23 protein-coding genes and 1 other annotated feature are annotated in these 24214 nt (G+C 32.1%); of the genes, 2 read left to right on the plus strand and 21 right to left on the minus strand.

Annotation, left to right across the window (positions count from 1 at the left end):
• The 7 genes from KQI68_RS07610 to serS form a co-directional block, all read right to left on the minus strand.
• The gene (locus tag KQI68_RS07610; protein WP_216549539.1) at positions 1-834 is read right to left on the minus strand and encodes an ABC transporter ATP-binding protein; all 834 of its coding nucleotides are present in this window, start codon (positions 832-834) and stop codon (positions 1-3) included.
• The gene (locus tag KQI68_RS07615; protein WP_216549540.1) at positions 831-1211 is read right to left on the minus strand and encodes a GntR family transcriptional regulator; all 381 of its coding nucleotides are present in this window, start codon (positions 1209-1211) and stop codon (positions 831-833) included. Before KQI68_RS07615 ends, KQI68_RS07610 begins: the two co-directional genes overlap by 4 nt.
• Positions 1212-1330: 119 nt before the next feature.
• Positions 1331-1642: a branched-chain amino acid transporter permease gene (locus KQI68_RS07620; RefSeq protein WP_216549541.1), complete on the minus strand. Its 312-nt coding sequence runs from the start codon at positions 1640-1642 to the stop codon at positions 1331-1333.
• A gap of 24 nt (positions 1643-1666) precedes the next feature.
• Positions 1667-2437: an SDR family NAD(P)-dependent oxidoreductase gene (locus KQI68_RS07625; RefSeq protein WP_216549542.1), complete on the minus strand. Its 771-nt coding sequence runs from the start codon at positions 2435-2437 to the stop codon at positions 1667-1669.
• Positions 2438-2454: 17 nt separating this feature from the next.
• Positions 2455-3144 carry an AzlC family ABC transporter permease gene (locus KQI68_RS07630; RefSeq protein WP_216549543.1) on the minus strand — a complete coding sequence of 230 codons (690 nt, stop codon included), beginning with the start codon at positions 3142-3144 and terminating at the stop codon, positions 2455-2457.
• Positions 3145-3237: 93 nt separating this feature from the next.
• Positions 3238-5940 carry a cation-translocating P-type ATPase gene (locus KQI68_RS07635; RefSeq protein ID WP_216549544.1) on the minus strand — a complete coding sequence of 901 codons (2703 nt, stop codon included), beginning with the start codon at positions 5938-5940 and terminating at the stop codon, positions 3238-3240.
• Between the two features lie 200 nt (positions 5941-6140).
• Positions 6141-7427 (minus strand): serine--tRNA ligase, encoded by a 1287-nt coding sequence (gene serS / locus KQI68_RS07640; RefSeq protein ID WP_216549545.1) that lies wholly within the window; start codon positions 7425-7427, stop codon positions 6141-6143.
• Between the two features lie 38 nt (positions 7428-7465).
• Positions 7466-7629, minus strand: a binding site (T-box leader).
• 241 nt (positions 7630-7870) lie between these two features.
• Between serS and KQI68_RS07645 the strand changes: the two genes are divergently transcribed.
• Positions 7871-8779, plus strand: a complete 909-nt coding sequence (locus KQI68_RS07645) for an AAA family ATPase (protein ID WP_216549546.1) — start codon at positions 7871-7873, stop codon at positions 8777-8779.
• Between the two features lies 1 nt (position 8780).
• Positions 8781-10496, plus strand: a complete 1716-nt coding sequence (locus KQI68_RS07650; protein ID WP_216549547.1) for a hypothetical protein — start codon at positions 8781-8783, stop codon at positions 10494-10496.
• Between the two features lie 387 nt (positions 10497-10883).
• Here KQI68_RS07650 and KQI68_RS07655 read toward each other — a convergent pair whose 3' ends face one another.
• From KQI68_RS07655 to pyrB, 14 genes are all read right to left on the minus strand, one after another.
• Positions 10884-11045 carry a hypothetical protein gene (locus KQI68_RS07655; protein ID WP_216549548.1) on the minus strand — a complete coding sequence of 54 codons (162 nt, stop codon included), beginning with the start codon at positions 11043-11045 and terminating at the stop codon, positions 10884-10886.
• Positions 11032-12294 (minus strand): L-cysteine desulfidase family protein, encoded by a 1263-nt coding sequence (locus KQI68_RS07660; protein ID WP_216549549.1) that lies wholly within the window; start codon positions 12292-12294, stop codon positions 11032-11034. Before KQI68_RS07660 ends, KQI68_RS07655 begins: the two co-directional genes overlap by 14 nt.
• A gap of 77 nt (positions 12295-12371) precedes the next feature.
• Positions 12372-13553, minus strand: a complete 1182-nt coding sequence (locus tag KQI68_RS07665; protein ID WP_216549550.1) for a pyridoxal phosphate-dependent aminotransferase — start codon at positions 13551-13553, stop codon at positions 12372-12374.
• A gap of 15 nt (positions 13554-13568) precedes the next feature.
• Positions 13569-14525, minus strand: a complete 957-nt coding sequence (locus KQI68_RS07670) for a threonine ammonia-lyase (protein WP_216549551.1) — start codon at positions 14523-14525, stop codon at positions 13569-13571.
• Positions 14526-14636: 111 nt separating this feature from the next.
• On the minus strand, positions 14637-15812 hold the full coding sequence (locus tag KQI68_RS07675; RefSeq protein ID WP_216549552.1) for a M20 metallopeptidase family protein: 1176 nt from the start codon (positions 15810-15812) through the stop codon (positions 14637-14639).
• 4 nt (positions 15813-15816) lie between these two features.
• Positions 15817-17217, minus strand: coding sequence for an amidohydrolase (locus tag KQI68_RS07680; protein ID WP_216549553.1), 1401 nt, complete (start codon positions 17215-17217; stop codon positions 15817-15819).
• A gap of 24 nt (positions 17218-17241) precedes the next feature.
• Positions 17242-18612: a sodium/glutamate symporter gene (locus KQI68_RS07685; RefSeq protein WP_216549554.1), complete on the minus strand. Its 1371-nt coding sequence runs from the start codon at positions 18610-18612 to the stop codon at positions 17242-17244.
• Positions 18613-18660: 48 nt separating this feature from the next.
• The gene (gene glsA, locus KQI68_RS07690) at positions 18661-19578 is read right to left on the minus strand and encodes a glutaminase A (RefSeq protein WP_216549555.1); all 918 of its coding nucleotides are present in this window, start codon (positions 19576-19578) and stop codon (positions 18661-18663) included.
• Positions 19579-19587: 9 nt separating this feature from the next.
• Entirely contained in the window at positions 19588-20298 is a 711-nt protein-coding gene (locus KQI68_RS07695; RefSeq protein WP_216549556.1) for a hypothetical protein, read from the minus strand.
• A gap of 2 nt (positions 20299-20300) precedes the next feature.
• Positions 20301-21026: a DUF5058 family protein gene (locus KQI68_RS07700; RefSeq protein WP_216549557.1), complete on the minus strand. Its 726-nt coding sequence runs from the start codon at positions 21024-21026 to the stop codon at positions 20301-20303.
• Between the two features lie 234 nt (positions 21027-21260).
• Positions 21261-22166, minus strand: coding sequence for a dihydroorotate dehydrogenase (locus tag KQI68_RS07705; RefSeq protein WP_216549558.1), 906 nt, complete (start codon positions 22164-22166; stop codon positions 21261-21263).
• A complete protein-coding gene (locus tag KQI68_RS07710; RefSeq protein WP_216549559.1) occupies positions 22156-22857 on the minus strand; it encodes a dihydroorotate dehydrogenase electron transfer subunit in 702 nt (233 codons plus the stop codon). Before KQI68_RS07710 ends, KQI68_RS07705 begins: the two co-directional genes overlap by 11 nt.
• 1 nt (position 22858) lies before the next feature.
• Positions 22859-23290 (minus strand): aspartate carbamoyltransferase regulatory subunit, encoded by a 432-nt coding sequence (locus tag KQI68_RS07715; protein ID WP_216549560.1) that lies wholly within the window; start codon positions 23288-23290, stop codon positions 22859-22861.
• Complete coding sequence (gene pyrB, locus KQI68_RS07720; RefSeq protein WP_216549561.1) at positions 23283-24197, minus strand: aspartate carbamoyltransferase; 915 nt, start codon at positions 24195-24197, stop codon at positions 23283-23285. The genes KQI68_RS07715 and pyrB overlap by 8 nt, the downstream gene beginning before the upstream one ends.
• Between the last annotated feature and the right edge of the window lie 17 nt (positions 24198-24214).

A 24214-nucleotide genomic window follows, 5' to 3' on the forward strand; every position in this document is an offset into this window, starting at 1 on the left:
CTAACTCCTACTTAAAAATATCATTATATCTTCTATATTTACCTTGTCTACTACTTCATTTGGATAAAATTCTCTAAAGACATCTACGTTTTTAATTAATGCCTCTGTTGAGTACTTATTTACTCTTGTCTTTACTACAAAATCTCCAAATTTTTCTATATTTTCTTCACTAGTCTTTAATACTCCAAATTTTTCTATTAATTCATCTTTTTCATCGTAGAAAACTACTTTTCCATCGTGGATATAAATTATATAATCTGCAATTTTTTCAATGTCTGATAAAATGTGAGAGCTAAATAATATACTTCTCTCATCAGATTTCATATATTCAAATAAAAACTGCATTATCTCATCTCTTATTACTGGGTCAAGTCCTGCTGTTGGCTCATCTAGTATTAATAAATCTGGATTGTGCGAGATTGCAGAAATTATTTTTAGTTTCATTAGATTTCCAGTAGAAAGTTCTTTTATCTTTCTATTAGTTGGCATTTTAAATTTATCTGCAAATTCATAAAATTTATCTCTAGAAAAATTTATAAATGCAGCTTCTAATATATCCGCCACATCTTTAATTTTAAATTCTTTGTTAAAAAATGAATCTGTGAGAACTGTGCCTATTTTTTCAAATAATTCCTTGTGTATTTCTTCTCCAAATACTTTAATCTCTCCATCATATTTAAGTAAATCAACTATACATTTAAGTAGAGTGGTTTTGCCCGCACCATTTTCTCCAATGATTCCTATGACTGCACCACTTGGAATTTTTAAATCTTCTATATCTAGACTAAAATCTTGAAATTCTTTTTTTAAATCTTTTATCTCTATAATATTCATAGTTCACCTACTTCATAAATTGTCTTTAAAACTTCTAAAAGTTCATCTAATTTAATGCCAGCTGAATTTGCAACTACTATTGCATTTTCAAAATGCTCTTCAATTTTTGCCATTGCATTTTCTTTTACAAATTCTTCATTTAACTTTTTAACAAAGGATCCCTTACCAGGAACAGAATAAATATAACCTTCAGCTTCTAAATCATTGTATGCTCTTTTTGTTGTGATAACAGAAACTCTAAGATCACTTGCAAGAGTTCGCATTCCAGGAAGAGATTCATCTTCCTTTAAAGTTCCTTCAGCGATTTGCTTCTTGATTTGATTTTTTATCTGTTCATAAATTGGAATTCCACTGTCATTTGAAATAATTATATTCATAATATCACCAAATCCCTTAATATATACTGTATATATTTTGTATCTACAGTATATATCCTATAGATACATTTGTCAATAAATTTTATAAAAAAACAACTGCCAAAAAGGCAGTTTTAATATTATAATAAATATAAAAATCCCATATACACTGCTGTTCCCAGTGCAATAGACAAGAAGAAGTTTTTAATAAATTTAAAACTTAAAATTATCACCGCAAAGGATGTTGCAACAGGTATTACTTCTGTAGGGTTTAAAAAATTAACTTTTCTAATGCAAAATACTAGGAGAAGTCCCATTAATGAATAGGGAAGTTTTTCTCCAAGATATTCAATAAAGGGTGTTAATTTTCTCTTTCTAAAAATTATTCCTGGCAGAAATCTTGCAATAATCGTAATAATTCCCGCTATGAAAATATATTTTAATGCTTCCATCTTTTATCTTCCCCCTTTAGATTTTTATAAAGTTGTCCAACCACCATCTACGCCAATTAATTGGCCATTTGTATAGGATGTATAATCAGATGCCAGGTATAGAAGTGTTGTGTCAAGCTCGCCTTTTCTGCCAGGTCTTCTCATTGGACAATTAGTCTTTATTAATCTCTTAAAAGTATCAGTTTCTAAAATTTCTTCAGTCATTTCACTTTCAAAGTAAGCAGGTCCTATGGCATTAACTGTAATTCCATATTCTGCCCATTCTCCTGCAAGAGTTGTAGTAATTCCTCTCACGCCAAATTTACTTGTTACATAAGGAGAAATCATACCAATATCAAGTGATACAGTTGAGTGAACAGATCCAATATTTATAATTCTTCCGTAATTATTTTTCTTCATAACTTTTGCAACTTCTCTTGCCATAAAGAAAACTGCATTTAAATTTAAATCCATCATCTTTTTCCAATTTTCTATGGAAATTTCTATTGCCTTAGCTCCAATTGAAAGTCCAGCATTGTTTACTAAGATGTCAATTTTCCCAAAGTCTTTTTCAATTTTAGTGACAGTGTCTTCAATTTTTTCAAATTCACTTAAATCTAATTTATAATACTCAACTCTATTGTTAAATTCTTTTTCTATTTCTTCTTTAACAGACTTTAACTTTTCTTCTCTTCTTGCGATAATTGCGAGGTCAGCTCCTGCTGATGCAAGTGCTCTTGCAAATTGAACACCTAATCCTGATGATGCTCCTGTAACTACTGCTACTCTACCTGTTAAGTCAAATAAATTGTTCATAATACCTCCAAATATTATTATTGTATTTTAATAGTTTGTGTCTTTCTAAATTCTAAATATAAGAAAAATAATATAATTATCATTGCTGGAAGAATAAAATTTTCACCAAATACAATTAATGAAAATACTGATGCTACAACTCCAAGCACTGCTGGGAAGTGATCATCTGTCTGCTTCCACTGACTTAAATATATTACTAAAAATAATGCCGTAAGTATAAAATCTATTCCAAGAATTTCTGTCTTTACAAAGTTTCCAAGAAGTCCACCAAGTGTTGTAGCCAAAAACCAATATGCTTGAAGCAGAAAAGTTATTGAAAAATAAAAGTCTTCTTTTTTCATATCATCTGGCACTGGCACACCCATAATCATTGAATATGCTTCATCACAGAGAGCATAATTTGAATAAATTCTTCTTCCTTCGCTCATGCCACTAAATTTTGTAAGACAAGTTAGTGCATAGAAGAAATGTCTAATATTCATCATTGCAACAATTAATATAAAGGAAAGTAAATTCATTCCTGCATGCATAGCTTCAACTACAACAAATTGTATTGATCCAGAGAAAATTACAACTGATGTAAGCGGTGAAACCCAGGGTGCATATCCCTTTGACGAAGTAAAAATTCCAAAGGAAATTCCTATAAATAAAAAGGAGATAAATATTGGAATAGTATAGGGAAAGGTCTTTTTTAAATTTTTAATCATCTCATCCCTCCAATTTTTTAAAATTATAACACAAAAGGGAGAAATAATTAATAAAAAACCTCGAAATTAATCGAGGTTTACAAAAATTATTTATTATTTTCTTCCAAATCTTATAACTTTTTGAATTTCTCCAACTACAAGTGGAATAAATGATGCTACTACAACTACGGCTATTTCTTTTGTGCCAAGTCTCATTAGTCCAAAGGCATCGTTTAATACTGGTACATAAACTACAACAAGCATCAATAAGAATGAGAATATTGTAGCTATTACAAGTCTCTTGTTAGAGAAGATTCCAATTTGCATTAAAGTCTTATCTATTGATCTTGATGTGTAAGATCTTAAAAGTTCGCAAAGTATAAGTGTTACGAAAGCCATTGTTCTTGCATGTCCAAGTCCTTCGCCCATTCCATACCATTTTATTCCAATGAAATATGCTCCTAGTGTTGCAACTGTAATTGCTATTGATTGAATTGCAACTGTAAGTTTAATTTCACTGTCAAGTATTGGCTCATCTGGATCTCTTGGTGGTTCATTCATTATGTCTTCTTCGCCTTTTTCAACTCCAAGAGCTAGTGCTGGGAAGGAGTCAGTTACAAGGTTAAGCCATAATAATTGAATTGGAATAAGTGGCACTGGAATGTCTAATAGTATTGAAATTAATACGATTAAAACTTCTCCAAGGTTACAAGATAGTAGATATGCAACGAATTTCTTTATATTAGAATAAATAATTCTTCCTTCTTCAACTGCATTTACAATTGTTGCAAAGTTGTCATCTGTAAGGATAACTTCTGCAGTGTTTTTCGCAACATCTGTACCTGTTATACCCATTGCAATACCAATGTCTGCCTTTTTAATTGCAGGTGCGTCGTTAACTCCATCTCCAGTCATGGCTGCAATGTGTCCATTTTCTTTAAGTGCAGTTACGATTTGAACTTTGTTTTCAGGAGAAACTCTTGTGAAAACTGTCTTTTCTTTTACAATTTCACGAAGCTCTGCGTCACTCATTTCGTTAAGTTCTCTACCCATTATTGCTTCATCATCAGATGTTGCAATACCAAGGTCTTTTGCAATTGCAAGTCCTGTTTCTAGGTAGTCTCCAGTAATCATAACTGGTCTAATGCCTGCAGTTCTACATTCTTCTATTGCAAGTTTAACTTCTGGTCTTGCAGGGTCAATCATTCCTGTAAGTCCAACAAATACCATGTCTTTTTCAATATTTTCTGAAGTTATTTCATTTGGTACGCTGTCAAATTTTCTATAAGCATAAGCTAGACAACGAAGTGCTGCTCTTGCAAATTCGCTGTTCTTTTCAAGAACTCTATCTCTAAGTTCTTTAGTAAGTTCAACTTCTTTTCCATTGATTAATATTTTATTACATCTTTCAAGAACAACATCAGGGGCTCCCTTTGTAAATGAAGCTATGCCATCAAAGAAGTTTTTGTGGAAAGTTGTCATCATCTTTCTGTCAGAATCAAAAGGTATTTCTTCAATTCTTTCGTGATTTTTATTTAATTCATCAACTGGATTATTTGCCTTTTCTGCAAAAGTTAAAAGTGCACCTTCAGTTGGATCTCCTGTAATTGAAGAATCCTTGCCTGTAATTTTAAGCTTTGCATCATTTGTAAGTGCTGCAATAGAAGTGATAAGTTTTAGAGTTTCGTCATCCTTTGCAGAAACTTCCTTTCCTTCTATTTCGATGTGACCTTCAGGATCGTATCCAGTTCCATTGACATCATAAACTTTGTCATTTGTAAATACTTTTGTAACAGTCATTTCGTTTTGAGTAAGAGTACCAGTCTTATCTGAACAAATAACTGTAGTTGTACCTAGAGTTTCAACTGCAAGTAGTTTTTTTACAATTGCATTTCTTTCAGCCATTTTACCCATACCAATTGAAAGTACAATTGTTACAATTGCTGGAAGTCCTTCAGGCACTGCCGCTACTGCAAGAGAAATTGCAGTCATAAACATTTCAAGTGGGTCATTCTTGTAAAGAACACCGATTAAAAGTACAAGTGCACAAATTACAATTACAAGAATTCCAAGAATTTTTGAAAGTCCTGCAAGTTTTCTTTGAAGTGGAGTTTGTTCATCTCCTACAGTTGCAATTGAAGTTGCGATTTTACCGATTTCTGTTTCGTGACCAGTTTCTACTACAACTCCCATTCCTCTACCATAAGTCACAATAGTTGAAGAATATGCAATGTTTTCTCTGTCTCCAATTTCCATTTTGCCATCATAGGTAACTTTATAATCCTTTTCTACTGGAACTGATTCACCAGTAAGTGAAGACTCATCAATTTTTAAATTACTTGACTCAATAAGTCTTAAATCTGCTGGCACAATATCTCCTGTTTCAAGAACTATAATATCTCCTGGGACAAGTGTAGTTGAATCAACTTCAATTGTCTCTCCATCACGAATAATTTTTGCCTTAGGCGATGACATTTTTTGTAGTGCTTCAATTGCCTCTTCTGCTTTTCCCTCTTGATAAATTGATAAAAATGCATTTACCACTACAATTGCAATAATTATAGTTGCATCAAGTCTTTCGCCAACTGCAAAGGACACTATTGATGCTATTAAAAGTATGATTATCATTGGGTCAAGAATTTGGTCTTTAAGCTTTTGAATAAAAGGCTTTTTACTGTCAGCCTCTAGTTCATTCTTGCCATACTTTTCAATACGAGCCTTGGCTTCAGCCTCAGTAAGTCCAGTTTCTTTAGAAGTGTTTAAATTTTCTAAAACTTCAGAAACTTCCTGATTGTACCAATTTTTTTGTTCTGCCATTATTTCCTCCTTTTAATTTTAAATATAAAAAGAGACCGAAAATAATCGGTCTCACAAACTTAAAATTAAGTATTATCAGCCGGGCTGTGCCGTAGTGACGACTGATAATTTTATGTTACTCCCCAAAAGTATTTATCTGAAAATTTACCGATCTCTTACTTTAAATTGTACCCTAAAAACCTATAAATTAATTATATATTTTACTTTTTAGGAACAATTTTATCAGCTCCACCCATGTACATTTGTAGTGGTGCTGGAATTTTAACAGATCCATCTTCTTGTAGCAGATTTTCTAAGAATGCAATTAACATTCTTGGTGGTGCTACAACAGTGTTGTTTAATGTGTGTGCAAGATAAGTGCCATCTTTGCCACGAAGTTTAATATTAAGTCTTCTTGCTTGTGCATCTCCAAGGTTTGAACAAGATCCAACTTCAAAATATTTATTTTGTCTTGGAGAAAAAGCTTCAACATCAAGAGATTTTACCTTAAGGTCTGCTAAATCTCCTGAACAACATTCTAAAGTTCTCACAGGAATTTCAAGTGAACGGAAGAAGTCCACTGTGTTTTGCCATAATTTAACAAACCAATCTTTAGAATCTTCTGGCTTACAAATTACAACCATTTCTTGCTTTTCAAATTGGTGAATTCTGTAAACTCCTCTTTCTTCGATGCCGTGAGCACCAACTTCTTTTCTAAAACATGGAGAATATGAAGTTAGTGCAAGAGGCATATCTTCTTCTGGAGTAATTGTGTTTATAAATTTACCAATCATTGAGTGTTCAGATGTTCCAATTAAATAAAGATCTTCGCCTTCAATTTTATACATCATGTTTTCCATTTCAGCAAAACTCATAACGCCTGTAACAACATCTGATCTAATCATAAATGGAGGAATGTGATATTCAAATCCTCTGTCAATCATAAAATCTCTAGCGTAAGCAAGGATTGCAGAGTGAAGTCTTGCAATATCTCCTTTTAGATAATAAAAACCTGCACCTGATGTATTTCTAGCAGAATCTAAATCAATTCCGTTAAAAGAATCCATGATGTCAACATGATATGGCACTTCAAAATCAGGAATTACTGGTTCGCCAAATCTTTCAACTTCAACATTTTCCGTGTCGTCCTTACCGATTGGAACAGTGTCGTCAATCATTTGAGGAATAATTTGCATTCTTTCCTTAAGTTCTGCTGCAAGTTCTCTCTCATCATTTTCAAGCTTAGCGATTTCTTCGTTAATTTCATTGACTTTTTTCTTTGCTTCTTCAGCCTTATCCTTTTCGCCAGCTTGCATGAATTTTCCAATTTCTTTTGAAGCTACATTTTTTTCTGCACGAAGGTTGTCGCCCTTAGTCTTTGCATCTCTTAGCTTTTCATCAATTGCAATTGCTTCATCAACTAGAGGAAGTTTGTCATCTTGAAATTTTTTCTTAATATTTTCTTTAACTGCCTCAGGATTTTCTCTTACAAATTTAATATCTAACATATATCCTCCCTTAAAATAAAAAAGAGCCCCTCATCCCCTAAAGGGACGAGAGACCCGCGTTGCCACCCTAATTAACCGTAATGGTTCACTTAAATAAAATAGGCTATGAGGTGGATTTGCAATAAACTATTTACAGATTTACACCTTCCATCTGCTCTCTTTAAAACACTTTAAAGCTACTATTCTCAATCACTGCCTTATAAACTTTTTATTCATTATAACATAATAAACTATTTTTTCAAATTAACTTTTTAAATATTTAATTAAAGCTAATATAATAAGTATTAATATTATAAAAATTAATAAATAAAATATAAATACAAATCCCATTGCTAATGGTATCCTAGTCATAATAACAGCCTCCTATTAATATAGTATATCATTAATAAAATAATAAAAAACTATTTTTCAAATTTTTGTTATAATACTTTAGAGGTGATTAGATGAGAGAGTTTTTACTTTCACAAGGAGTTTCACAAGAGCTTCTAGATGAGGTGCGTGAATTTAAAGAAAAATATAGTCTCAGCGACAATTTATTATATAGAATACCTAAAATTAAATATAAATACTATGGCAAAAATACTTTGGAGAAAGCAATTGCAGCTATACTTTCTGGCAACAATATTCTTCTTTCAGGACCTAAGGCTACTGGCAAAAATGTACTGGCAGAAAATCTTGCATACATTTTTGGAAGACCTCTTTGGACAATTTCATTAAATATTTCTTCTGACCCATCTAGTTTAATTGGATCAGACACTTTTAAAAATAATGAAGTTACTCTAAAGAAGGGACCAGTTTATGAAGCATCAGAGTACGGAGGCTTTGCTATTTTTGATGAAATAAACATGGCAAAAAACGAAGCACTTTCAGTTGTTCACTCTGCACTTGACTATAGAAGGGTCATAGATGTATCAGGCTACGACAGATTAAAGATTCATGATGCAACAAGATTTATTGCAACAATGAATTACGGCTACATTGGAACTCGTGACTTAAACGAAGCCTTGGTATCAAGATTTTTAGTTATCGATATGCCCACTATTTCAGAATCAGATTTAGCAAAATTATTTGAAGAAAATACAAACTTGAATAAAAAATCCATTGATAGCTTTGTTAAATTATTTTTAGATTTGCAAGAAAAATCACTTAATTCTGAAATTTCTTCAAAGGCAGTGGACCTTCGTGGACTTCTTTCAAGTATTGAACTTATGGAAAGAGGACTTTCCCTTAGAAATTCCATTGCTCTTGGAATAACTGACAAGACTTTCGATGCTTATGAAAAGGAAATTGTAAGCGATGTAATTGACACACTTTTTGTAAAAGATGTAAGTCGCTCTGATTTATTTGATTGATATGAGAGACGAAAATAGAATTAAAAATATTTTTTGGACAATTTCAAATGATTACGACTACGACCTTTCAAACTTTTCTATAAGGGCAAATGATTTTTATGAAGGCTCACTTCTCGGATTTGCTTCTAAATTTTATAATTTTTATATCTTAGATGAATTCTTTAAAAAATTTGTAAATGGATTAAATAATAAAGATGAACTTTTAGAAATTGCAAAGATAGTTTTGAGAAATGTATTTAATGATGAATTAATAGGCTCTCGCAGTGGAGTACTAGATTTTAAAAAATCTCATGATGAGGAAATTTTAAAAAAATTAAAAAGGCAGAAAATTTTATTAATTGATGAGCTTAAAATAGGATTTGTTAGAGCTAAAAAGGTCGAATATCCAAAGATTCAGAAAGTTTTAAATGAAATGCTAAAAGAAATTTTAGCTTTTGATTCTAAGGACACTTTCGAATATTTAGACTTTTTAAAAAATCTCTACAAAAAATATTTTCACATCAATAAGAGCATTAATCTCGACATAGATACAGATTTCGAAGAGTTTAAAGAAGAGTCAAAGAAAAAGAAAAATCCGAGAAAGAAAAAATATGAACAAAATAAATATATGGACAACACTTTTCTCGAAAGATACAGCATAGAATCTGCAGAGTTTACATTTTTTAACGATGACTACAGAGATGTAAATATTATCGAAGAAGATTTATTAAATAAAAATCATGGAGACATTAATATTTACGACAGGACTTGTAAGAGATATGGTGTGGAGAAAATTCCAAGATATATTTCAGATAAAATTGCAGCGGAAATTTCCACTGGAATTCACAAAGACATCAAGCTATTCTTCCCTTCAGGCGAATTTGAAAATAAAGATTCCTATTACGCAAGAGAAGCTGAAAGTAATCACGAGGATAATTTACAGTTTTACAGAGAAAATGAATTAGCTAACAAGAGAGCAATTCGTGAACTTTCAATAATTATTAAAAATTCACTTTTAAAAGAAGCAAGTGATGAAATAGTTCGCTCAACTTCAGGAAGAATTATCCCCAATGAAATTTGGAAAAATGAAAAGCTAAATGAAGATAGAATTTTTGAAAAGATAAATAGAAATGATTCTAGCGATATTTATGTGGACATTCTTTTAGACTCATCAGCTTCACAAAATGAGCGAAAAGAAATTGTAGCAACTGAAAGCTATATAATTGCAGAAGCTTTAACAAGTCTTAATATAAAGACTAGAGTTTTTTCTTTTAATAATTTTTATAATTATTTGATTCTTAAAAAATACAGAGATTACAATGATCCGAGAAATAAGAACAAAGAAATTTTTAAATACTCACCAAGTGGATCAAATAGAGATGGTCTAGCAGTGAAGTTTATGAGACATTTGTCAGAGAAAAATTTAGATGAAAAAAGATTTTTAATAATATTAACTGACGGACTTCCCTTTGATGAAATTGATGTGGGCCTTGTGGGCGGTGGAAAAGTGCCTGGAGAAAATTATAAAGATGAAGATGCAGTAATGGATTCGTCGAAAGAAATACTTTTGACAAGACTTAAAAATATAAATACCTTTGGAGTATTTACTGGAAATGAAAGTGAAATCGAAAATATAAAAAAGATTTTTGGAAATGATTTTACCTATATTACTGATATATCAAGATTTCACAAAGTAGTTGGCGTGTTTTTAAAAACTTATTCACAGAAAATAGAGTAAAAAATGGGGACTGTCGCTATCCAAGTTGGATAGGAAAAGCCCCCATTTAATATTTTACTTATTGTTTTATAAAAATACCACTTAAGATTTTATCTAAAATATAATTATGCCAATAATTAAAAACCTTCTCTAATGATAAGCAAAAAGGTCGGAGACGTTAAAAATTTTCAACTTGTTTGAGCAAAGCGAGTTTTGAAAATTTAGTCGTAGACCTTTTTGCGTATTAGCGGGACGGGCCCCTGCCAGGCCGCCCGTGGTGAGTGGGGATGGTCTTAGGAAGGGGCGAGGCCAATTCGGAAGGCCTAGCCGCCCCTTCCTAAAATAAAAATAAAATATTAAAACTTTTTAAAAGCTACTTTAATTTTTATCAAGCTATAAAAAATAAAATTAATTATCTTTAAGAGTTTTCACAAAATAAGTTCCCGCTGCTACAAGAACTACTGAATATAAAAATCTCAAAATCATTTTACTTTCATCAGCTAACATTAATGACATGGCTGCAAATATAGCTGCATAGATTACTAATTTTAAAATCTTATTTAAATTCATCTATATAATCTCTCTTTTCAATCATTTCATTTAAGATAACTTCATCAGTCTTTTTCATTCCATATCTTGCAAGGTTTCCTATTACTTCAAGACTCTCTTCCACATCTTTTTTTACTATTCCATCTCCAGCTTGAAATGAGTTTTCACTTTTTGCCTGCTCATAACCTAAGAAGGCATTTCTTAAACTTGATGCTATCTTTGATGCACAAGACGGCTTTGCTCCATCGCAAATGAGTCCTGAATTTACTGCCAAAATATTTACAAGGGCATGTTCGATTGTTTCTAAATCATCTCCATTTAAATATGAAATTCCACAAATTGATGCAGCTGATGCTGATACAACTCCACAATATGCAGATAGTTTGCCAATTTTTTCTTTCATATAAAGTCCCAATAGATTTCCAAATACTAGAGCTCTCTTTAACTTTTCTTCAGATAAATTTTTATCTTTCGCATAGATAATTATTGGAACAGAAACTGTTATTCCTTGATTGCCGCTGCCAGAATTAATTACAACAGGTTTTTCTGATCCACTCATTCTAGCATCAGACCCTGCAGAGGCATATGCCACTAATTTGTCCGAATAATTATTTGAACTATTTAAAATTAATTTTCCAATATTCGATCCGTAATTATTTTCAATACCATCTTCTGCAATTGCAATATTGTATTCTATTTGTCTATTTAAAATCTCATCAAGTTTAGTTAAATCACAATTATTTGCAAAGTCATAAATCTTTTCAACAGAAAAATCTATTGTCTTTTCTTTTTCCTCTGAGCTTTCAGATTTTTCTAAGACTTCTCCGTTTTTCTCAATTAAGACAACATTTGTATGTGCATCTTCTATTACAATCCTTGAAGTATTTTTAATTCCCTTCATTTCAATTTCTATGTATAGATTTGATGCACCTTCTTTTAAACTTATTTCAACAATGCCATCTTCTATTTTTTTATCCATTTCAGAAAGCTCTTTCTTATCTATATTTTCGAGAACTTGTAATTTCTTTGAGGCATCGCCAAGAAAAGCTCCTGCAACAACAGAAATCTCAATTCCCTTTCTTCCTTCAGTTGATGGAACTTTTACGGAGTTTGCATTTTTTATAATATTACCAGAAAGTTTTGCATATATTTTAATAGGAACTTCTTCTAAGACTTCACTACAAAGTGCCGAGCCATAAGCTATTGCAATAGGCTCAGTGCAACCAAAAGCTGTTATGAGTTCATTTTCTAAATAAGTATAATAATCCATAATAACCTCCATTTTAAGAATAACATAAATATAAATTTTTGCATAAAAAAATCTCCGCTAATGCAGAGATAATTTTATTATTTTCTAAAATGGTCGCATGCCTGTTCTAATCTTTCAAGTCCTTCGACTATATCTTCGTAGCTACTTGCGTAAGAAAATCTTATAAAGCCTTCGCCCTTTGTTCCAAATTCTGTTCCAGCAACAGTTGCCACACAGTATTCATCTAAAAGGTATTTACAAAATTCATCTGAGTGAACTCCACCAAGTCCTCTAATATCTATAAATGCGTAAAATGCTCCATCTGGTACATTTAGTGAAAGTCCTTCAATTGAATTTACTTTTTCAACTATATAATCTCTTCTTCTCTTGTATTCTTCAACCATTTTTTCAACATCTTCATGTGCTTCTTTAAGTGCAGTGATTCCAGCATATTGCACAAAGGATGTTGCACAGGAAGTATTTTGTTGATGGACAATATTTAATGTCTTGATGAAATTTTCTGGAGCTGCAATATATGCAAGTCTAAATCCAGTCATTGAAAAAGTTTTTGAAAAACCATTTATAGTAATTGTTCTTTCCTTCATTCCATCAATAGATGCAATGGAAATATGCTCTTTATTTCCAAAAGTTATCTTTTCATAAATTTCATCTGCAATAATTAAAATATCTTTTCTCTTTGCAAAATCAGCAAGTTTTTCTAAAGTTTCTTTAGTCAGCATTGATCCAATGGGATTTGATGGCGTGATTATAACCATTGCCTTTGTCTTTTCTGTAACTAGACCTTCTAATTCTTCAAAGTCAATTTGGAAATCTTTTTCGCTGTCAAGACTGTATCTCACTGGCTCTGCTCTCATTATATGTGCAGTGTTTACGTAGTTAGGCCAACATGGATTTGGAAGAAGTATTTCATCTCCTGGCTCAAGTATTAATTGATAAGTGTCAAAAATTGATTCACTTGCACCTGCAGTAATTAATATTTCTTTTGCATTGTAATCAAGATTATTTTCTGTTCTAAGTTTTTCAGCAACTGCTTCACGAAGTGACATTATTCCATAATTTGAAGTGTAAAAAACATCACCTCTTTTAATGCTTTCAATTGTAGCATCTTTAATAACTTGTGGTGTTTCAAAATCAGGTCTACCAATTTCAAAATGATAGACTTTTTTTCCTTCTCTTTCCATTTGGATTGTCTTTTCATTGACTTGCCTAATTCCAGAAGGAGACACTTTATCAAATTTCTTAGATATAAATTCCTTCATTTTTTACCCTCCTTATTATGGGTTAATTATATCCTCAATAGCAGCAGTGCTTACATTGCCACCAGTAATAATAAGAACTAATTTATCCCTTTCATTGTAGTCAATTTTACCTTCAAGAATTGCCGCAAGACCAATTGCTGATGAAGGTTCGACTATTAATTTCTCTCTATTATACAATAAATTCAAAGCTTTTTTAATACTTTTATCATTAGAAGTTACAATTTCATCAACTAAATCTCTTACAATTGGATAAACTATCTCACCTGGTCTAACTGAAAGAAGTCCATCTGCAAGTGTATCTCCTCTTATTACATCAGAAATTTCTCCTGCTTCAATGGATTTTGAATATCTTGCAACATTTTCTGGCTCAACTCCTATTACTTCTGTCCATCTAGTAACTCCCTTTACATAAGTTGCAATTCCTGAAATAAGTCCACCGCCGCCAACTGGCACTATAATTTTTTGATGATCCATTTTATTTAAAATTTCAACAGCAATTGTCCCTTGTCCACGTGAAACTTCAATATCATCAAAGGGATGGATAAAAGTCTTTCCTTCTTTTTCTTCAATCTCTTTTGCTGTTTTAAATCTTTCTTCCACAGTTGAGATTACAATTTCTGCACCTAAGTCCCTAATCATTTGTCTTTTTGTTTCAGTTGAAGTGTCTGGAAGAACAATAGTTGCAGGAATGCCTAGCATCTTAGCACAAGTTGCAATGGCCTTGCCGTGATTTCCACTTGAGGCAGTTACAACACCTTTTTTCAAACTTTCTTCATCAAGGCTTCTAATTTTATTTAGCGCTCCTCTAATTTTAAAAGAATTTGTCTTTTGCATATTTTCAAGTTTTGCATAAACTGAAGTGTTTAAAAGTTCAGAAATATGATTAAGTCTAATAAGTGGCGTTTCATAAATAAAATCTCTAATATTTTCTCTCGCCTTGATTATTTTTTTATAGTCATTTCTGTAGTCCATCTTTCCTCCTATAAATTATATACTTATATTAAATTATACTCTTTTAATATAAAAAAAGAATTGTATTTTTAAAAAAGGTCCCTTAAAAGAGACCTCTTAACATAAATTTCATTAATTTTCATTTAAAAAGTTAACTGCAATTCCTGCCATTAAAGCTGAACCTCTGTGAAGAATTTCTTCATTTAAGAAGAACTTATTGCTGTGAAGGGGATAATTTTTTTCTCCTTCAGTTCCAATGCCAACCCAGTAAAATGCTCCCTTTATCTTTTCAAGATAGAAGGCAAAATCTTCTGCAGTCATTGCTGGTTTTGAAATTTCGAGAAGACTTTCCTCTCCGAAAACTTCTTTAACAGAATTTTTTACAATCTCAACTGAAGATTTTTCATTCAATAGTGCAGGATAACCAAATCCATAATTGTAATCTACACTTCCATGATTTACACTCGCAATAGCCTCTGCAAGGTTTTTCATATCTTCGTAAATTCTTTGTCTGTCTTCTTCAGAGAAAGTTCTGCAAGTTCCATCTACTAAACATTCTTCAGCCATTACATTGTATCTAGTCCCTGCAATAAATCTTCCAACAGTAAGAACTGCTGAATTCATTGGGTCAGTATTTCTAGATATTAGAGTTTGAATTGCATTTACAAATTGCACTCCCATCACTATTGCATCTACACCTTCGTGAGGCTTTGCAGCATGAGATGAGGCTCCTCTAAATTTAACTGTAAAGTGGTCAGAGTTTGCCATCATGGCTCCCTCTTTTATTGCAATTTTTCCAAAAGGAAGATCTGGCCACACATGTGATCCAAAGATTGCATCAACATCATTAAGAAGTCCTGATTCTAAAATCTTAGGAGCTCCTCCAATTGGAGAGAGTTCTTCTGCTGGTTGGAATACAAGCTTAACTTTACCATTTATTTTATTTTTATTTTCATTTAAAAGCTTTGCAGCTCCTAGGACAAAGGTCATATGTGAATCATGTCCACAGGAGTGCATTACATTTTTATTTTTTGCTTTAAAATCAATATCATTTTCTTCTTCCATTTCTAGAGCGTCCATGTCTGCTCTTAGAGCAACAGTTTTGCCATCATTATCACCTTTAATTTCAGCGATAATTCCATGACCTCCAATTTCACTCTTATATGGAATGTTAAACTCATCTAAATACTTCATTATGATTTTTGATGTTTCAACTTCATTTTGTGAAGTTTCTGCATTCATGTGAAGCTCTCTTCTGATTTTAACTAAAAAATCGTGATTCTTTTTTGATTGTTCTAAAAAATTCATATCATCAGTCCATTTTTGGTTTTGCTCCATCAGGTATTGGTGAGATAAATTTTTCTCCACGAACCTTTAAGAACTCTTCTTTAGCTTTATCAATTAACTCTGGATTATCTATAAAGCTCTTTGCAGCTCTTGCCATTACATCAGATGCCTTAAGCATTCCCTTCATAGCTATAGAAGATTTACCTTGAGCAACTTCTTGCCATGAGTGAGCAGTTGTACCAATTGCAAAACATGCTGTTACAATTTGAGCTGTTGGAACGACATTTGAACAGTCTCCAACATCAGATGAACCCATTACAATATCACTGGAGTGTTTGTAATCTAAAATTTTATCGTAAAGTAGGTTATCTTTTAGATATTCAAGTTCTGCATTTTTGTCTTCAGCAAATCCAATAGTTTGTTCACTTTCTATATTTTCAACTGGGAAAGTTTCTCTAAACTTAGCTGCATAATCTCTTTCTTCATCTGTAAATTCAATTGGTCCTTCTTCTAAGAAAGCTTTGTATAATTCTTGTTCAATTACAGGGTTTGGAATTACATTTGAACAAGCTTTGTCAAAAATAATATCAGCTTCTGTTTCAGTCATTAATGCTGCACCTTGTACGATTTTTTCAAATCTCTTGTAAAGTCTATTTACAAATTCTGTATTTTTAGATCTTATTAAATACATTCCTTCAGCAAAAGGTTGTACAACATTTGGTGATCCACTGCCTGGGTCTGTAATTGAGTAGTGAATTCTTTCGAAGTCTTGCATATGTTCTCTTAAAAATTGAACTCCAATATTTACAAGTTCAAGTCCATCAAGAGCTGACCTTCCAAGATGTGGAGAAGCAGCTGCGTGAGCTCCCTTTCCTTTAAATTTCACATATACTTGTTTATTTGCTTGAAGTGATCCTGTAAAGATTGCATTTCCGTTAAATGGATGCCATGTAATTGCTATATCCATTACATCAAAGCATCCTGCCTTAGCAAGAAATGCCTTACCACTTCCACCTTCTTCAGCAGGGCAACCAAAATATATTACTCTTGCCTTTAAATTATTTTCTTCTATATAATCTTTTAGCTGTAAAGCTGCTCCAATTGAAGCTGTACCAAGAAGATTGTGACCACAACCGTGACCGCATGCTCCTTCTTCTTTTTCTTTTCTTTCAGCTAAATCTTCAACTTGAGAAAGTCCTGAAAGAGCGTCAAATTCTCCTAAAAATCCAATTGTAATACCATCTTCATCTCCAAACTCAGCACTAAATGCAGTTGGAAGATCTGCTAATTTATCGTTGATCTTAAATCCATATTTTTTTAGAAGTTCTTTTTGAGCTTCAACAGATTTAAACTCCTTCCACTTAATCTCTGCATATTCCCAAATTTCTTTGGCTAGTGTAATTAGTTCATCACTGTATTTATTCATATCTTTCTCCCTTTCTTTAAATTATTAATCCTTTAATAAAATCTTAGATGATACCATAGTTGCTACGATACCAAAAATTGTAAGTCCTGTAGTAAGTACAAGTGCCATACCAGGTCCTTGTGTTAAAATTATATTTAATATTGCTGGCATAATTGCAAAAGTAACTGCTGAAATTATAGAAAATGAAATTGAGTAGTTACCAAGAGCTGTAGTCTTAGACTCAGGGTCGCATATCTTAAGAAGAAGTAAACCTGTTAAGAATACACCCGTACTCATTCCAAGTGTTGCTACCATGTGTTCGAACCAGTCAACTTTTAAATATCTCTTACATAAGAATAATAAAATTCCCACTGTTCCTATATAACCTAGAACTACCATTACTAAAATTGGTACAAGGTATGTGAATACTGTATCGAGTGGCAATGAAGCAACTGCTCCTATAACTGCAAACTCAGTAAGTGGTCCAGTAATTTTTCCCTTTACATTAGAGTCAATTAAAAATTCTAGGTTTAATTTTCTAATAACCCACCAAATAAAGAACATTACTAAGATACCATATGCCCAAACTGAAATTGATTTAAATCCAGGAATGTCAAATCTCTTTGCTAATGCAAGAAGTCCATAGGCAATTAAACATCCTAAGAAAATAACTGATGTATGGAATGTAATAGTATCCATTGATGCTGATTTAGTTGTTTCTCTACCAAGAGATCCTTGCTTATTAATATCCCTTTCATATCCGACTTTTATATTTGTAGGAATATCTCCAGGTTCTTCAAGAACTGCAGTTTCACCTTTTCTTGCGGCCCAGTTAATTAGTACCATACCTATAAGTATACCACCAACTAGACCAAATGTTGCCATTGTTATACCAACGCCTTGTGCAGTTTCCCAATATGGAATATTAAGTTCATTTAACATATTGCCTAGGATACCTGCAGTTCCGTGACCACCAGTATATCCTATACAAAGTTCCCAACCAAAAGTGTCATATAAATCTTGTCCAATGGATCTAAAAAGTACATTTGTACCAAATCCTATTGCATTTTGTAAGTAATAAGCTGCAAACATTATAAAAAATAGTGGAACTGCTGGTTTGAATTTCTTCATTGCATCTTTTCCACCTAAGTCTAGTCCAAGTGGTGTTGCTGTAACAACTGGAACTATAAGTATACCAGGGATTAGTGACCAAATTTTAATCCACTCTTCTGGTATTGGCAAAATACCAAATCCAATTGGTCCTAGTAATAGTAGAATAAAACCACCAATTACGCTGGCAGGTATAAAAGTTTCTTGAAAAACTTTGATTTTAGCTCTCAAAAAGAATCCTATTAATAAAAAAAGTGCTAAGAAAGCTATACTTTGAAATAAAGTCGTAAACATTGCTCCTGTCATAAAATACCTCCTTAAAATTAATATTTTAAAATATACCTTGGATCTATATTAATAGTAATATAGATCCAATTCTCTTGATATTTTTTCTAGCATTTTAACTCCTGCTAGTGAATTTCCAAAACTATCTAAACCTGGGCAGAATACGCAAACACCAATATCTTTATTAGTTGTTGCCATTATTCCTCCACCAACTCCACTCTTTGCAGGAATACCAATTTTAACTGCAAATTCTCCAGCAAAATCGTATGTTCCACATATTGCCATTAGAGTTCTTAATATTCTTGCATTTTCCTTTTTAATTATTTGGTCTCCATTAAGGCCCTTACCATGTCTTGACATAGTTGATGCAAATACTGCAAGGTCTCTTGTGTCAACCATAATGCAGCAGGCTAAGTTGTAAATGTAAAGAACATCATCTACTGAAGTGTCTTTGTCAATGTATCCGTGTTTCTTTAAAATCCAAGCAAGTGCAAGATTGTTTTCTCCGCCAAATTTTACTGTATCTAAAAGTTCTTGGTTGTGAGTTAGTTCTTCATTGTCCATAAGAATTCTTATTCTTTCCATCAATACATCGATAGACTTATCTTTAAACTTTTTGTAAATTAAATATGAAGACATTATTGCACCAGCGTTAATAAAAGGATTTACTGGCTTTCCGCCTTCAGCTTCTAAGTCAAGAATTGAGTTGTAAGGTTTTGATGAACCTTCAAGTCCAATGTATTTTTCAATTTCTGAAAGTTTATAATTTTCAAGAACAATTTCAAAAAGCACAACTTTTACAATTGACATAATTGCAAATTCTTCTTGTGATCTTCCAGCTTCGTGAACTTTACCATTTTCATCGATAATACATGCTCCAAGTGCATGCTTATCTGCATCCTTTAGGATTGCTATATAGTCTACAAGTTTACCTTCATCAGTAAATTGTTTTCCATAATCAATAACTTCTTCTAAAAATTTATCCATTAAATCACCTTACTTTTCTTTTCTAAATAGTTTAACAATTCCTGCTTTATAATATGCATAAGATATAGCAACTGTAACTATAAGCATTACAAGCATTGCATATCCTTCTTTTCCAGCAAGTGGCATAATTAAGAAGTTAAAAGCATATACTAAAGCTAGAGCTGTAATTGCAATAAGTGGTTTTTTAGGTGCAGAATATTTACTTCCTGCTGAAGTTGAAATAAATGCAGAAATTCCCATACTTCCATAAAGTGCTGGAAGAATATAAGAAGTTGCAATTCCTACTGTTTCAGTTTCAAGAATTGGTTTTAAAGGAACAAGCAAAACCATCCCTAGTGCAACTATAATCATAGTAACCATACCTGAAATAGTAACTGCGATCATTCCCATTACGTCAGCTTCTTCAGTTCCTGGAGTTGCTCCAACTGTTTCAATTGCTGATAAATAACAAGGGAATTTAATATTCATTACATTTCCTAAAATTGAGTTTAAATAACATGTTGTTCCTGCGATTGGAACCATTGAAAGTTGCTCAGATAAAGCAGCTGGTACATATAGTGCAAGAAGTGGTCCTGCAACACTCATTACAAGTGAAAATGGTGGCCACATTCCATAAGCTGTACACATAATTGCTGGAATACCAAGCATAACTGTCATTGATAAGATTGTTGCGATAATACCATATCTATAAGTATTTCTCATATAAGTTGACATTTGCATAATTAGCCTCCTATTCCCATATTAGTAAATATAACAGCTGCTGCCATACCGCCTATAAGTGCGAAGGACATTGTAAAGTCGTTAAGCCAAGAAATGTTATATTTAGTTGCGATTTTCGAACAAACAACTGTGATTATTGCACTGACAATAATTGTCAATAAGTGAATAATAGATTTTACACTTTGAATTGGAACAAATACAGACATCATTCCAATGATAAGAACTGATAGTGCTAAATCCATAAATGGAGTGTCTTTTTCTCCTGCCTTAAGTACGCTTGTATGTACTTTTTTTAATGCGAAAATATTGAAAACCATTCCAGCCATTATAGCAATACTCATTACAAACATTATTGCTCCAATTACACTAGGAACACCATTTGCAATAAAGTCTTCGAAACTTGCATATCCTGCTCCCTTAATTGAAAGGTCAGCTGCTGAAAGTTCATATGGAAGAGACCCTACTACTGAAAGTCTAAACCAAGGCCATGGCACACCAAGAAGTGGTGCTAAAGTTATAAGTCCAATAATAATTGAAATTGAAGGAACTATTGAAAATACTACTGATGTTCTAATTGCTGATTTAATTTTATCATCAGAGATATTTAATTCCTTTGCTCTAGTCATTGCTCTTTTGCAGAAGAATATACATAAACAGAAAATAAATACTAGACCTGCTCCTACTAAAATATAAAGCAATTTACTATTAAGAATGTCAAATAAATTCATAAAATCATCTCCTAATAAATAATTTTTTATAAAATCGCTTTCAAACTCCCTCCCTCTTAAACTTATTTGCGATTATTATATAAATATTATATCAAAATTTGACAAATAATTAAACTTAATATTTTAGTGCAATGAAGTTCTTTGGGGTAAATTATTAAAATTCTTCTTAAAGAAAAAGAAGCCCTAAATATTTTAGGACTTCTATATATAGAATTTGCAAATTATTTACTTATATTAAACTAATTTTTTTATAAAATCATCAATTTTTTTATTTTTACCCTTTAAATAGTTTTCTAAATCATTAATTATCTTTTGGCCTGCATTTGGATTCATAAAATTATAAGTTCCGACTTCAACAGCAGTTGCTCCCGCCATTAAAAATTCTAAAACATCTCTGTAATTTGAAATTCCACCCATTCCTATAATTGGAATTGAAACTTCTTTTGCAACTTGATGAAGAATTCTTAAGGCAATTGGTTTTACTGCTGGTCCTGAAAGTCCTGCGTAAACATTGTCAAAAACTATTTCTTCCCTATCAACATCAACTGCCATTCCCAGAACAGTATTAATAAGTGAGATACCAGTTGCACCCTCTGCTTCAACTGCCTTTGCAATTGATACAATATCTCCAGCATTTGGTGAAAGCTTTACAAATACTTTTTTATTTGTCACATTCATCACTTTTTTTACAACATTTGCAGCAGAATCTACTTCCATTCCAAATGCCATCCCGCCCTCTTTGACATTGGGACAAGATATATTTAATTCAATTGCGTCAAATTCATAATCATTTAAAATCTCAACTGCTTCAACATATTCTTCAACAGTATTTCCGCCAAGATTCACAAAAATTTTTGTGCCAAGAGAATTCATTTTTTCTAGCTTGTCTTTTACAAATTCTTCAACTCCAGGATTTTCAAGTCCAATTGAATTTAGTATTCCACTTGGAGTTTCCCAAATCCTTGTTCCAGTGTTTCCTGGTTTTGGAAATCTTGTAATTCCCTTAGAAGCAATTCCTCCTAAAATTTTTGGATCGTAATAATTTTTAAATTCTTCGCCATATCCATAAGTCCCGCTCGCCATAATTATTGGGTTTTTAAGTTCAATTCCCGCTAAATCAACTTTTAATCTAGAATCCAATTAATTCACTTCCTTTAAACACAGGACCTTCTTTACAAGATCTCTTTCTTCCTCTTGTTGTTTCACATGTACAAGACAGACATGCTCCTAGGCCGCATCCCATTCTCTTTTCAAGTGACACATAAGTCTTGCAGCCTTTTGCGTTTCCGTATTCAACAATTTTTCTCATCATAATTTCAGGACCACATGCATAAATCAACTTGTCCTTTTCAAAATCAATGATGTCAGTGATAAATCCGCCCTTTTTAATAATTATTTCGCACTCTACATCTTTAAAGGCATTTTCAAGATCAAGCTCTTCTCTCTCGCCAATGTAGAGTTTTAGTTTTGCCTCGTGTTTTAATTTTAATATTTCTTTAATCAAGAAATGAAAAGGTGCAACTCCAACTCCTCCACCAATCATTGCAAGCTCGTCAACATTTGGATAGAACATATTTCCATAGGGTCCATATAAAGTTATATCATCACCTTCTTTTAAGTTGTATAAAATTTCTGTTCCTATTCCCCTTCTCTCGATTAAAAAATCAACTCCATCAGTTTTGTCATAAACTGAAATTGGTCTTGATAAAGTTGGGTAATCTCCCCAGGCTCTTAACATAAAAAATTGCCCTGGATAAACTTTTACATCTAAGTCCGTCCTAATAATATAATAATCCTTACATACATCTATATGTTCAATAACTTTAGCCATTTCACTCTCCATAAGTAGTTAAATTATCACAGTATTCGCATCTATATTCCTTTTTATCCTTGTCATAGAGATAAAATTTGTGAGATGGAATTTCTCTTTCACTATTTGTAATACATCTTGGATTTTTGCAATGAAGAACACCCTCTACAACTTCAGGCATCTCCATTCTAATTTTCTTAACTCTTTCGCCTTCTTCTATAAAGTTAACTGTAGTATAAGGCGCAATAAGTCCAAGCACTGTAAAATCTAGGTCGTAATCTGTTTCTATCTTTATTAAATCTTTTTTTCCCATGGAAGTTGAGGAAATATTTTGCATAATTACAACTGTGTCAGTAACTTCATCTAGCTTTAAGGCTCTGTAAAGTATGTGCGCCTTTCCTGCTTCAATATGATCAAGTACAATTCCTTTTTTTATTTTTGAAACATTAATCATTTTTAGCCTCCAAAAGTGTAATTATAAGTGCCATTCTGCCAAACATTCCAAATTTTGTCTGTTGGAAATAAACTGCTCTTTCATCAGAATCAACTTCTGGTGCAATTTCATTTACTCTTGGAAGTGGATGAAGAATAATCATATCATCTTTTGCATGTTTTAATTTTTCTCTATCTAATATGAAGAAATCTTTTAACCTTTCATATTCATCTGATGATACAAATCTTTCCTTTTGCACACGAGACATATAAAGTATATCTAAATCTCCAATAACATCAACTAGGCTATCTGTCTCTTTATAATTTTCCTTTTTTATATTTTGTTTAAAAACTTCTGGCATCTTTAGTTCTTCAGGAGATATAAAAATAAATTTCACATTTTTATATCTATTTAAGGCTCTTGCAAGGGAATGAATTGTTCTTCCAAATTTTAAATCCCCGCAAAATCCAATAGTTAAATTGTCAAACCTACCCTTATAATGTCTAATTGTAATTAAATCAGCAAGAGTTTGTGTGGGATGTTCATGTCCTCCATCTCCTGCATTTATAATTGGCATATTCTTTACTACCTTTGATGCAAGTAGTGCTGCTCCCTCTTTTGGATGACGCATTGCACAAATATCAGCATAATTTTCTATAACTCTAATTGTATCTGCTAAAGTTTCACCTTTTGTAGATGAGCTAACTCCTGCATCAGAAAATCCAATTACCTTTCCACCAAGTCTTTCCATAGCTGTTTCAAAGGAAAGTCTTGTTCTTGTTGATGGTTCAAAAAAAAGACTGGCCAATAATTTATTATCACAGAAATGAGAAAACTCTTCGGGTTTTGCAATAATATCATCAACCAGACTAAATAATTTTTCGTATTCTTCTATTGTAAAATCTAAGGGCTCAATTAAATGTTTCATTTTTACCTCCATTACTA

It is taken from the genome of Peptoniphilus ovalis (assembly GCF_018919265.1).
GTDB lineage: Bacteria > Bacillota > Clostridia > Tissierellales > Peptoniphilaceae > Peptoniphilus_A > Peptoniphilus_A ovalis.